This is a genomic window from Cellulosimicrobium sp. PMB13, from assembly GCF_051294865.1.
Lineage (GTDB): Bacteria > Actinomycetota > Actinomycetes > Actinomycetales > Cellulomonadaceae > Cellulosimicrobium.
Genome location: NZ_CP145910.1, coordinates 3,707,061 through 3,718,514 on the forward strand (window position 1 = coordinate 3,707,061; position 11,454 = coordinate 3,718,514).

Here is an 11,454-nt window from a genome sequence, read left to right on the forward strand (position 1 = left end):
GCCGCACTATGCCAGGCCGGCGGCCTCCGGCGGAACGGCGCCCGCGGAGGGGGACCACTCGTCGCGGAGCACGCCCAGGACCACCGCGTCGTACCGGACGCCGTCCACGACGCGCGCGCGCCGGAAGCGTCCCTCCTCGACGTATCCGAGCCGTCGCCCGACCCCGAGCATGGCCTCGTTACCCGACCACGTGGCGAGGTCCAGGCGTACCCAGTCCGTCGCCGAGAACAGGTACGTGGTCCACGCGCGCAGCGCCTCGCGCCCGACGCCCCGGCCCCGCAGGGCCGGGTCGAAGACGGTCACGCCCAGGCGGGCCCACTGCGTCTCGGCCGACTCCCAGTACCAGGAGCAGGTCCCGACGAGGCGGTCCTCGCCGTCGGCGACGACCACCCGCCGGGGCGGCAGCCCGTTGCCGCCGAGCCCGTGCGGGTCGCGCGCCTCGGCCGCCGCGGCGTCCGTGAGGCGCGCTACGAGCGCGTCGGCCGCCGCGTCGTCGGGCACCGGGTAGTACGGCCCGTCCCACCGGTGCCACTCGTGGTGCGGTCGCATCCACTCGCGGAACGCGGCGAGGTCGCGCGGGGTCCACCCGCGCAGCCGCACCCCGGGCCCGACGCCGTACGTCGGGACCGCCGTCACGCCTGGTCCTCGACCGCCTCGCCCGAGGTGTCGGACGCGGGTGCGTCGTCGGACGGACCGCCGGTCGCGTCGTGCTCGTGCTCGTGCTCGTGGGCGTGGTCGTGCGCGTGAGCAGCGGCGGCCGCGATCGTGGCGAGCGTGGCCTTGACCGCCTCGCGCGCCTGCGAGGAGACCTCCGGCAGCACGGGGACGCCCGCGTGCGGCAGCGTGATCGCGGCGTCCTGGGACGCCCCCTGCTCCGCCGCGGAGCCCGAGCCGCCACGCTTGCGGCGCGAGCGCTGCTTCGGGTCGCCGTTGCCCTCGGGAGCGCCGCCCCCGTTGCCCTGGCCGTTGCCGCCGCCCGACTTCTCGATCGGGTCCGTGTGGACGATGAAGCCACGTCCGTGGCAGTGCTCGCACGTCTCGCTGAACGCCTCGACGAGCCCCTGCCCGACGCGCTTGCGCGTCATCTGGACGAGCCCGAGCGACGTCACCTCGGCGACCTGGTGCTTGGTCCGGTCCCGGCCCAGGCACTCGACGAGCCGGCGCAGCACGAGGTCGCGATTCGACTCGAGCACCATGTCGATGAAGTCGATGACGATGATGCCGCCGATGTCGCGCAGCCGGAGCTGACGGACGATCTCCTCCGCGGCCTCCAGGTTGTTGCGCGTCACGGTCTCCTCGAGCGTGCCGCCCGAGCCCGTGAACTTGCCGGTGTTGACGTCGACGACCGTCATCGCCTCGGTGCGGTCGATGACGAGCGACCCGCCCGACGGGAGCCAGACCTTCCGGTCCATGCCCTTGGCGAGCTGCTCGTCGACGCGGTGCACGGTGAAGACGTCCTGCGTGCCCGTCCACTTCGAGACGCGCTCGCGCAGGTCCGGGGCGAGCTCCTCGACGTACGAGGAGATCTCGGTCCACGCGCCGTCGCCCTGCACGACGAGCGACGTGAAGTCGTCGTTGAAGATGTCCCGGACCACGCGGATCGCGAGGTCGGGCTCGCCCTGGAGCAGCGCCGGGGCGCTCGACGACTTCTTCGCCTTCGCCTCGATGGACTCCCACTGGCCGCGCAGGCGCTCGACGTCGGCGCGCAGCTCGTCCTCGCTCGCGCCCTCGGCGGCGGTGCGCACGATGACGCCCGCGCCGTCGGGCACGACCTCCTTGAGGATCTTCTTGAGGCGGTTGCGCTCGGTGTCGGGGAGCTTGCGGCTGATCCCGGTCATCCCGCCGCCCGGCACGAAGACGAGGTAGCGGCCCGCGAGGGTGATCTGCGACGTCAGGCGCGCACCCTTGTGACCGATCGGGTCCTTCGTGACCTGCACGAGCACCGGGTCGCCGGACTTGAGCGCCTGCTCGATCCGGCGCGGCTGACCCTCGAGCCCCGCGGCGTCCCAGTTGACCTCGCCCGCGTAGAGCACGGCGTTGCGGCCCTTGCCGACGTCGATGAACGCGGCCTCCATGCTCGGCAGCACGTTCTGCACGCGACCGAGGTACACGTTGCCCGCCATCGACGTCTGCGACTGCTGCGACACGTAGTGCTCCACGAGCACGCCGTCCTCGAGCACGGCGATCTGCGTGCGGCCGTTCGTCTCGCGCACGACCATCGACCGCTCGACGGACTCGCGGCGCGCGAGGAACTCGGCCTCGCTGATGATCTGGCGGCGCCGACCGGCGTCCCGACCCTCGCGGCGGCGCTGGCGCTTCGCCTCGAGGCGCGTGGAGCCCTTGAGGGCCGTGACCTCGTCGGCGAGGCTGCGCTCGCGCGGACGGGTCCGCGTCGGCACCTCGCCGGGCTCGCCCCGCCCGCCACGGCGACGGCGGCGACGACGACGGCTGGAGCCGCTCTCGTCCTCGCCCTCGCCCGGCTCGTCGGACTCGACGTCCTCCGGGGCCTCCTCGGCGGTCTCCGTGTCGTCGACCGGCGCCTCGGCGCCATCCCGACCGCCCTCGTTGCGCCCGCGGCGACCGCGGCCACCGCGACGGCGGCGACGTCGGGGCGCACCCTCGGCGTCGTCGCCCTCCGACACGTCCTCGGCGTCGTCGTCGGCCTGCTCCGCGTCGGCGGTGATGTCGCCGGTGTCGTCGACTCCCGCGGTGCCGGCATCGACGGTGCCGGCGGTGCCGGGCAGGTCCGTGTCGGCGAAGTCCTCGGGGCCGAAGGCCAGGGTCTCGAGCTCGACGCCCTCGGCGACGAGCTCCGACTCGATGGCCTCGATCTCCTCGACCGCGGCGCGGTCCTCACCGCTCAGCACGAGCTCGGCGGACACGTCGGCGGCCTCGGTCGCCACGGCCCGCGCCGACTCGTCGGCCACCGGCTCGGCGGCGCGCGCCGGGCCTGCGGACCGGCCGGCCGAGCGACGCGACGAACGGGTCGCGCGACCGCCGGACCGCTCCCGCGACGTCGGCTGCTCCGGCTCGGGCCGCTCGACGACGGCCTGGTCGCTCGCGGGCGCCTCGGACGCACTCCTCGCCCCCGAGGCAGCGGGCTCGGACACCGGCTCCGCGACCGTCTCGTGGTGCACGGGCGGCCCGGCAGGGCTCTGCGCGCGGCGCGGGCGACGAGGGGCGGCGGCGGGGTCGGGCGCCTGGAAGAGCAGCGCGGTCGTCGCGAGGCGCGGCGTGCCGGAGCCGGTCGTCCCGACAGGCGACGTGGGCTGCGTCGCCGGTGCGCTCGCCGTGCTCGTGCTCTCCCGGCTCGTGCGCTCCGGGCTCGCGGTCCCCTGGCTCGCCGTCTCGGAGGTGGTCGTGCCACGGCTCGGCGCGGTCTCGCGCTGAGCGTCGGTCGACGGCGCGCCGGCGGCGGCGGTCGCCCGCCGGGACCGCCGTGCGCGCTGACCCGAGGCGGGAGCGTCCGGCGCCGGGGCGGACTGGGTCGCGTCGGTGCCGGAGGTCGCGCTCGCAGGCGCTGCCTCCTCGGTCACGGCGCTCACGGCCGTGGCCGGGCCGGACGCGGTCTCGTCGGCCGGAGCCTTCGCGCGGCGCGAGCGGCGGGCAGGCTTCTTCTCGACGTCGGGCTCTGCCGCCGGTGCCTGGCCCGTGGGGGCCTCGGTGGCCGGAGCGTCCTGCGCAGCCGCCGCCGCGGCGTCACCGGGTGCGGCCGTCTCGTCGGGAGCGTCCGCAGCAACCGCCGCCTTCGTCCCGGACGTCGACCGTCGGGACTTCTTGGCCCGGCGCGGCTCCGCGCTCGTGCCGAGCAGCGCGTCGGCGTCAGGCGCGGCGGCCGGAGCGTTCACGGCCTCCTCGACCGGTGCGGCACGCAGGCCGAACTCGGAGAGGACGTCGAGGGCCGGCGGCTCGGCCTCCACCGCGGGCGAAGCTGTCGGCGCGGCCTTGGTGCGCTTCGTGCTGCTCTTGGCCCGACGAGGGGCGCGCGCCGTCTCGGCGGCGGGCTCGGCAGCGGGCTCGGCACCGTCCGGCACCGAGGCCTCCGCGCTCGTCGCCGCGGGCGTCGTCTGCCTGGCGTCGTCGCCCGAGGCGCCGTCGGGGACGGTCGTCGTCGACCGGGTGGCGCGGCGCGACCGGCGGGCGGCCGGGGCGGCCGTCTCCTGGGTCGCGTCGACCCGCGGCGCGGCCTGCGCGGACTCCGCGCGCGGCGCGGCCTGCGCGGACTCCGCGCGCGGCGCGGCGGCGGACGCGCTCACGGCGGCTGCGGGGGTGCTCGGGGTGGTGGCGTCCGTGACCAGGTCCGGGGAGGCGGCAGCCGGCTCGACCGCGGGCGGGGCGACGTTCCTGGTCGCGCGACGGCGACCGGTCTTGCGCACGGGCGATGCCTGTGCGGTGGGGTCCTGCTCGACGCCGCCCGTGGAGGGGGTGTCGGCGGTGCTGTCGGAGGTGTTGTCGAGCGTCACGCGTCGTGCTCCAGCTTGCTCGAGGCCCCGCCCCGCACCGTGCGGCCCCTCGAGCGGTCGGTCGTCGCTCGGGGAGAGCGCACCGGAGCGCGTCTCCCCCGCGACGGAAGTCGTCGGTCACGGCCGCGGCACGCGAGGGCGGCGCGGGCGCCTGCCGTACCGGGCCCTTCGCCCCGTGGCGGCGCTCCGCGGGCCGCTGTCGCGACTGCTGCAAGCACGTGTGTGCCGGTGGACGATGCGGTGCCCTCCTGGCACGCCCAGTATCGCACAGGGGGGCCGACCCTCCCCGCCGACACGCACCCCCTCCTCGGACCTTCGGCCGGCCGGCTCGGGACCAAGGTCCCGACACCTTGTGAACATGGTCACAAGCGGCCTGTTTTCAGCACTTTTCGTCATCTCGGGCTACGTGGATGGTGCAGATTGGGCCTAGCGCCGGGGCGAGCGGCGACGCGCCGCCACGCTCCCGGTGACACACCGTCCCCACCCCGACGGCCTCCCGAGGAGCGCACGTGGATGCTCTAGATCTCGCCCGGTGGCAGTTCGCCATCACCACCGTCTACCACTTCATCTTCGTGCCGCTGACGATCGGCCTCTCCCCTCTCGTCGCCATCATGCAGACGGCCTGGGTCCGCACCGGGAACGAGCGCTGGCTGCGCCTGACGAAGTTCTTCGGCAAGCTCCTGCTCATCAACTTCGCCCTCGGCGTCGTGACGGGCATCGTCCAGGAGTTCCAGTTCGGCATGAACTGGAGCGAGTACTCGCGCTTCGTCGGCGACGTCTTCGGCGCCCCGCTCGCGATGGAGGCCCTCGCCGCGTTCTTCGTCGAGTCGACGTTCCTCGGCCTGTGGATCTTCGGCTGGGACCGGCTGAGCAAGAGGGTCCACCTCGCGTGCATCTGGGCCGTCGCCCTCGCGACGAACCTGTCGGCGTTCTTCATCCTCGCGGCGAACTCGTGGATGCAGCACCCGGTCGGGGCGGTCTACAACCCCGAGACGGGCCGGGCCGAGATGAACGACATCTGGGCCGTCCTCACCAACAACACCCTGCTCGCGGCGTTCCCGCACCAGATCACCGCCACGATGCTCACGGCGGGCACGTTCGTCACCGGGATCGCCGCGTGGTGGATGGTGCGTCTCGTCCGCACCAAGAAGGCCGAGAACGTCGAGCTCGCGCGCGACGTCTACCGCCCGGCCGTGACGCTCGGCGTCATCGCGATGCTCGTCGGCGGGATCGGCGTCGCGGTGTCCGGCGACGTCCAGGGCAAGATCATGTACGAGCAGCAGCCCGGCAAGATGTCGTCCGCGGAGGCGCTGTGCCAGGGCGAGGAGGGCGCGGCGTTCTCGATCCTCACGATCGGCGACCTGTCGAACTCGTGCGAGAACGTGCGGCACCTCATCGAGATCCCCGGTCTCGCGTCCTACCTGGGCACCGGGCACTTCTCCGGCCCGGAGAGCTACCTGCCCGGCGTCGAGGACGTCCAGGACGAGATGACCGAGCGCTTCGGCGACACCACGGCCTCCGGTGACCCCGTCACGTACACGCCGAATCTCGCGATCACCTACTGGGCGTTCCGCCTCATGATCGGCATGGCGGCCGGGTCCGTGCTGCTCGCGCTCATGGCGCTGTGGCTCACGCGCAAGGGCCGCGTCACCGACAACGTGTGGTTCGCGCGCGTCGGGCTGATCGCGATCCCCATGCCGTTCCTGGCGAACTCGTTCGGCTGGATCTTCACCGAGGTCGGCCGCCAGCCGTGGGTCGTCGCGCCCAACCCGACGGGCATCGACCAGATCCGCCTGCTCACCGAGCGCGGCGTCTCGACGGTCGTCAGCCCCGGCATGGTCCTCACGTCGATGATCGTCTTCACGCTCGTCTACGGAGCGCTCGCCGGCGTCTGGTTCACGCTCATGCGTCGCTACGCGGTCGAGGGCGTGCCGCTGAGCGTGCGCGACGAGTCGCCCGAGGCGAACGAGCCCCCGGGCGACGGGTCCGGCGACGCCGACGACGACGCCCACGCCCCCCTGTCCTTCGCCTACTGACGCGCCGCCCGGCACCGCACCGAGAGCTCTGGAGACACCGTGGATCTCACCGTCGTCTGGTTCGTGCTCATCGCCGTCCTGTGGACCGGCTACCTCGTCCTCGAGGGTTTCGACTTCGGGGTCGGCATGCTGCTGTCGATCCTGCCGAGGGGTGACAAGGAGCACCGCGAGAAGGAGCGTCGCGTGCTCATCAACACCATCGGCCCCGTCTGGGACGGGAACGAGGTGTGGCTCCTCACCGCCGGCGGCGCGACGTTCGCCGCCTTCCCCGAGTGGTACGCGACCCTCTTCTCGGGGTTCTACCTGCCCCTCCTGCTCATCCTCGTCGCGCTCATCGTGCGCGGCGTCGCGTTCGAGTACCGCGGCAAGATCTCCGACCCGCAGTGGGCGCGGCGGTGCGACGTCGCCATCCAGGTGGGGTCGTGGGTGCCCGCGGTCCTGTGGGGCGTCGCGTTCGCCAACCTCGTGCGCGGGGTCCAGCTCGACGCCGACCACCAGTTCGTCGGCGGCTTCTTCTCCCTCCTGTCGCCGTTCGCGCTGCTCGGCGGTCTCGTCACCCTGAGCCTGTTCCTGCTCCATGGCGCCGTGTTCGTCGCGCTGAAGACCGACGGGGACATCCGGCACCGGGCCCGGCAGCACGCCGGCGTGCTGGGCGTCGTGGCCCTCGTGCTCGCCGGCGGGTGGGCCGTCTGGGCCCAGGTCGCCTACTCCGTGCCGTGGACCTGGCTCGCCGTCCTCGCCGCCGCGGGCGGCCTCGTGGGGACGCTCGTCGCCAACGCCCGCGGGCGGGAGGGGCGCGCCTTCGCCCTCTCGGCGCTGACGATCGTCGCCGCGGTCGTGCTGATCTTCGGCTCGATGTACCCCGACGTCATGCCCGCGACGGACCCGGCGAACTCGCTGACCGTGCACAACGCGTCGTCGACCGACTACACGCTCACGGTCATGACGTGGGTCGCCGTCGTCCTGACGCCGCTCGTCATCGGCTACCAGGCCTGGACCTACTGGGTGTTCCGCCGCCGTCTGTCGACGCACGACATCCCCGCGCCGGCGGGGCTGTCGCTGAAGAAGGTCCGCGAGGCGGCCTTCGGCGGGGCGTCCTCCGGCGGGGCGGCAGGACGTGAGCTCGGCGCCGGTGACGGGTCGGGCGGTTCCGCCCGCGGGGACGGCAGGGCGTGAAGCCGCTCGACCCGCGGCTCCTGCGGCAGGCGCGCGCCGCACGGGGCTACGTCGTCCTCACGGCGGCGCTCGGGTTCGTCACGGCGGCGCTCGTCGTCGCGCAGGCCCTCCTGCTCGGCGCGATCCTCGCCCCGGCGATCCAGGGCACGGCCGACCTGCCCGACGTCGCGGACCGGGTCGCTCTGCTCGCCGCCGTGGTCGCGGCGCGGGCGGGCGCGTCGTGGGCGCAGGAGCGGTTCGCGCTGCGGGCCGCGACCCGCACGGTGTCCGAGCTGCGCGAGCAGGTCGTCGCGCACGCAGCGGCGCTGGGCCCGCGGTGGCTCGCGAGCGGGCGCGGTCCGGCCGTCGCGACCCTCGCGACGCGCGGTCTCGACGCGCTCGAGCCGTACCTCGTGCGCTACCTGCCCCAGCTCCTCCTCGCGGCGACGGTCACGCCCGCCGCGCTCGCCGTCGTCCTGGGCCTGGACTGGGTCTCCGCGCTGGTGATCGCCGTGACCATCCCGCTCGTCCCCCTCTTCATGATCCTCGTCGGCCAGCTGACCGCCGGGACGTCGGAGCGTCGGCTCGTCGTCATGCAGCGTCTCGGCGCTCAGGTGCTCGACCTCCTCGCGGGCCTGCCCACGCTGCTCGCGTTCGGGCGTGCCCGCGGCCCCGAGCGCCGCGTGCGGGCGCTCGGCGACGCCAACCGCCGCGCAACCATGGGCACGCTGCGCGTCGCCTTCCTCTCGGGCATGGTCCTCGAGCTGCTCACGACCCTGTCCGTCGCCGTCGTGGCCGTCGGCGTCGGGCTGCGGCTCGTGCACGGCGGGATGGACCTCGAGCCGGCGATCGCCGTGCTCGTGCTCGCGCCCGAGGTCTACCTCCCGCTGCGCCAGGTGGGCCTGCACTTCCACGCGTCGACCGACGGTCTCGCCGCGGCGCAGCAGGCGTTCGACCTCCTCGACGAGCCCGCGCCGGAACCCGGGCACCGCCCGGCGCCGCGCCTCGCCGGCTCGACCCTCACCCTGCACGGCGTGGGCGTGCGCGCGGGCGACCGCGACGTCCTCGCGCCCGCCGGGCTCGACCTCGCCGTGCACGTCGCGGCCGGACCGGTCACCGCACGGCCGGACGACGCCACGGCGCCGGGTCCCGGCGGTCCCCGACCGTCCGGTCCGGGCCGCGTCGTGGCGCTCGTCGGGGCGAGCGGCGCCGGGAAGACGACGGCGGCGCAGGTGCTCCTGGGTCTCGTCCGGCCCGACGCCGGGGACGTCACCTGGACGACGGCCGACGGCGAGCGCATCCCTCTCGCGGAGATCGACCTCACGACCTACTGGCCTCAGGTCGCGTGGCTCCCCCAGCGCCCGGCGCTCGCTCCCGGGACCCTGCGCGAGTCCGTGACGGACGGCCTCGACGTCGACGACGCGACCCTCGCACGGGCCGCGCGCACCGCGGGGCTCGACGCCGTCGTCGCGGCCCTCCCCGACGGCTGGGACACTCCCGTCGGGCGCGGCGGCACAGGGCTGAGCGTCGGGCAGCGGCAGCGCGCCGCGCTCACCGCGGCCCTGCTCGGCGATCCCGCGCGCACGCCGCTCGTGGTGCTCGACGAGCCGACCGCCCACCTCGACGCGCGCGGCGAGCAGGTCGTGCTCGACGCCGTCCGCGCGTGGCGGGATCAGGGTCGGACGGTGGTCGTCGTCGCGCACCGCGCCTCGCTGGTCCGCGCCGCGGACGAGGTCGTCGAGGTCACGGCGGCGCCGCTGACCGCGGGCACGGCGGACACGGCGGGCACGGCGACGGCGGGCAGGGCGGTCGTGCCGCCCGGCCGGTCCGCGGCGCAGGCTCACGAGGCGGTGGACGCATGACCCGGCGGCGCGGACGTCTCGACGCGGACCCGCTCTGGCGGGCCGTCCGCCTGCTCGACGTGCGCTGGCGCCGCGTCGTGTGGGCCGTCACGCTCGGCACGCTCGCGCTGGGGAGCTCCGTGGCCCTCGCGGCGGTCGCCGCCTGGCTCATCGCCCGCGCGTCGCAGATGCCGCCCGTGCTCACGCTGTCGGTCGCGGTCGTCGCGGTGCGTGCGTTCGGGATCTCTCGCGGCGTGTTCCGCTACCTCGAACGGCTCGCGTCGCACGACGTCGCGCTGCGCGGCATGGCAGCGCTGCGCGCCAACCTGTACACGGGGCTCGCCGGCGGCTCCCCCGCGGCTCTCGTGCGGCTGCGTCGCGGCGACCTGCTCGCGCGCGTCGGGGCTGACGTCGACGACGTGGGCGACGTGGTCGTGCGGGCGCTGATCCCCGCGGGCGTCGCGCTCGCCGTGTCCGTCGGCTCGGTGGCTCTCGTCGCGGCGTTCCTCCCGGCAGCCGGGGTCGCCCTGGCGCTGTGCCTCGTGCTCGCCGCGGTGGTCGCACCCTGGCTCTCGGCTCGCGCGGCGCGCGACGTGGAGGACCGTGGTGCCACCGCACGCGCCGCGATGACGGCGTCGGCGCTCGAGATCCTCGAGGAGTCGGGCCCGCTCGCGGTGTCCGGCCGACTTCCCGGTCGGCTCGCCGACCTGCGCACGGCGGACCGGGACCTCGCCCGCGCGACCGACGACGGCGCCCGTACCGCCGGGATCTCCGCGGCGCTCTCCGCGGCGGCCGTCGGGACGGCCGTGCTCGCGGCGGTCGTCCTGGGCCTGCCCGCCGTCGTGTCGGGGACGCTCACGCCCGAGGAGCTCTCCGTCGTCGTGCTCACGCCGCTCGCGGTGTTCGAGGCCGCGAACGCGCTGCCCGCCGCGGCGGTCCAGCTGCACCGCTCGCGCCAGGCCGCGCGCCGCGTCATGGGCCTGCTCGGGGTGTCAGCGCCACCGGTCACCCCGGTGTCTCCTCGTCCGGACACGCCGGGTGAACTGTCAGGATCACCGGCCACCGGAGCGATCCCTCGCCCTGACGCGACGCTCGTGCTCGACGGCGTCGCGTGCGCCTGGCAGACCGACGGACCGCGGACGCGCACCGTCGTCACCGGCGTCGACCTCACCGTGCGGCCGGGCCGGGCGGTCGCGCTCGTCGGGCCGTCCGGCATCGGGAAGACGACGCTGCTCGCGACGGCCGCGGGACTGCTCGCGCCGGCCGCCGGGCGCGCGACGCTCGACGGCGACGACGTCGCCGCGCTCCCTCGCGACGAGGCCGCCCGCGGGGTCGTGCTCGTCGCCGAGGACGGCCACGTCTTCGACACGACCGTCCTCGAGAACCTGCGCGTCGCGCGCGGAGACGTCACCGCGGCCGAGGCCGAGGCCGTGCTGCGCGACGTCGGTCTCGGCGCGTGGCTCTCCGGGCTGCCGGAGGGCGTCGGCACGACGCTGGGCCCGGACGCGACGGACGTCTCGGGCGGAGAGCGGCGTCGGCTCCTCGTCGCGCGCGCGCTGCTCGCCCCCGCGCCGCTCCTGCTCGTGGACGAGCCGGCCGAGCACCTCGACCCCGGCACCGCGGACGCGCTGGTGCGACGTCTGGCGGCGGCGACCCGACCGGACACCGGTGCGGCGCCGCGTCCCGACGTCGTCCCCCGCGGCCTCGTCGTGGCGACGCACCGGCTCGGTGCGCTCGAGGCGATGGACGAGGTGCTGCTCCTCGCGCGACCCGACGACGACCCGGACGGCCCGGCCCGCGTCGTCGCGCGCGGCACGCACGCCGAGCTCCTCGCGCGGCCGGACTACCGCTGGGCGCTCGACCAGGAGACCGCGGCGACCGGCTGAACCGCCGAGATCGACCCGAACGTGCCGAGATCGACCTTCGGAGGGTCGACCTCGGACCGCACGGGTCGATCTC

Annotated in this window: 6 protein-coding genes; 4 read left to right on the plus strand and 2 right to left on the minus strand. The window is 75.2% G+C overall.

The features are described from left to right. Positions 1-6: 6 nt before the first annotated feature. Positions 7-636, minus strand: coding sequence for a GNAT family N-acetyltransferase (locus tag V5D56_RS16715; RefSeq protein WP_435736406.1), 630 nt, complete (start codon positions 634-636; stop codon positions 7-9). Beyond that, positions 633-4,463: an Rne/Rng family ribonuclease gene (locus V5D56_RS16720; RefSeq protein WP_435736407.1), complete on the minus strand. Its 3,831-nt coding sequence runs from the start codon at positions 4,461-4,463 to the stop codon at positions 633-635. Before V5D56_RS16720 ends, V5D56_RS16715 begins: the two co-directional genes overlap by 4 nt. A 509-nt stretch (positions 4,464-4,972) precedes the next feature. On the opposite strand from V5D56_RS16720, the gene V5D56_RS16725 reads away from it, so the two are divergent. Genes V5D56_RS16725 through cydC form a run of 4 tightly spaced genes read left to right on the plus strand, consistent with a single transcriptional unit; the run spans position 4,973 to position 11,381 of the window. Next, positions 4,973-6,499, plus strand: a complete 1,527-nt coding sequence (locus tag V5D56_RS16725) for a cytochrome ubiquinol oxidase subunit I (protein WP_435736408.1) — start codon at positions 4,973-4,975, stop codon at positions 6,497-6,499. Positions 6,500-6,538: 39 nt separating this feature from the next. Beyond that, positions 6,539-7,675, plus strand: coding sequence for a cytochrome d ubiquinol oxidase subunit II (gene cydB / locus V5D56_RS16730; protein ID WP_435736409.1), 1,137 nt, complete (start codon positions 6,539-6,541; stop codon positions 7,673-7,675). Then, positions 7,672-9,516, plus strand: coding sequence for an ABC transporter ATP-binding protein/permease (locus V5D56_RS16735; RefSeq protein ID WP_435736410.1), 1,845 nt, complete (start codon positions 7,672-7,674; stop codon positions 9,514-9,516). The genes cydB and V5D56_RS16735 overlap by 4 nt, the downstream gene beginning before the upstream one ends. Then, positions 9,513-11,381, plus strand: a complete 1,869-nt coding sequence (gene cydC, locus V5D56_RS16740; protein ID WP_435736411.1) for a thiol reductant ABC exporter subunit CydC — start codon at positions 9,513-9,515, stop codon at positions 11,379-11,381. The genes V5D56_RS16735 and cydC overlap by 4 nt, the downstream gene beginning before the upstream one ends. Positions 11,382-11,454: the final 73 nt, after the last annotated feature.

What these genes read in the sequence shown, in the direction of transcription:
- cydC (WP_435736411.1), top strand. Translation starts at nt 9,513, where the DNA reads ATGACCCGGCGGCGCGGACGTCTCGACGCGGACCCGCTCTGGCGGGCC.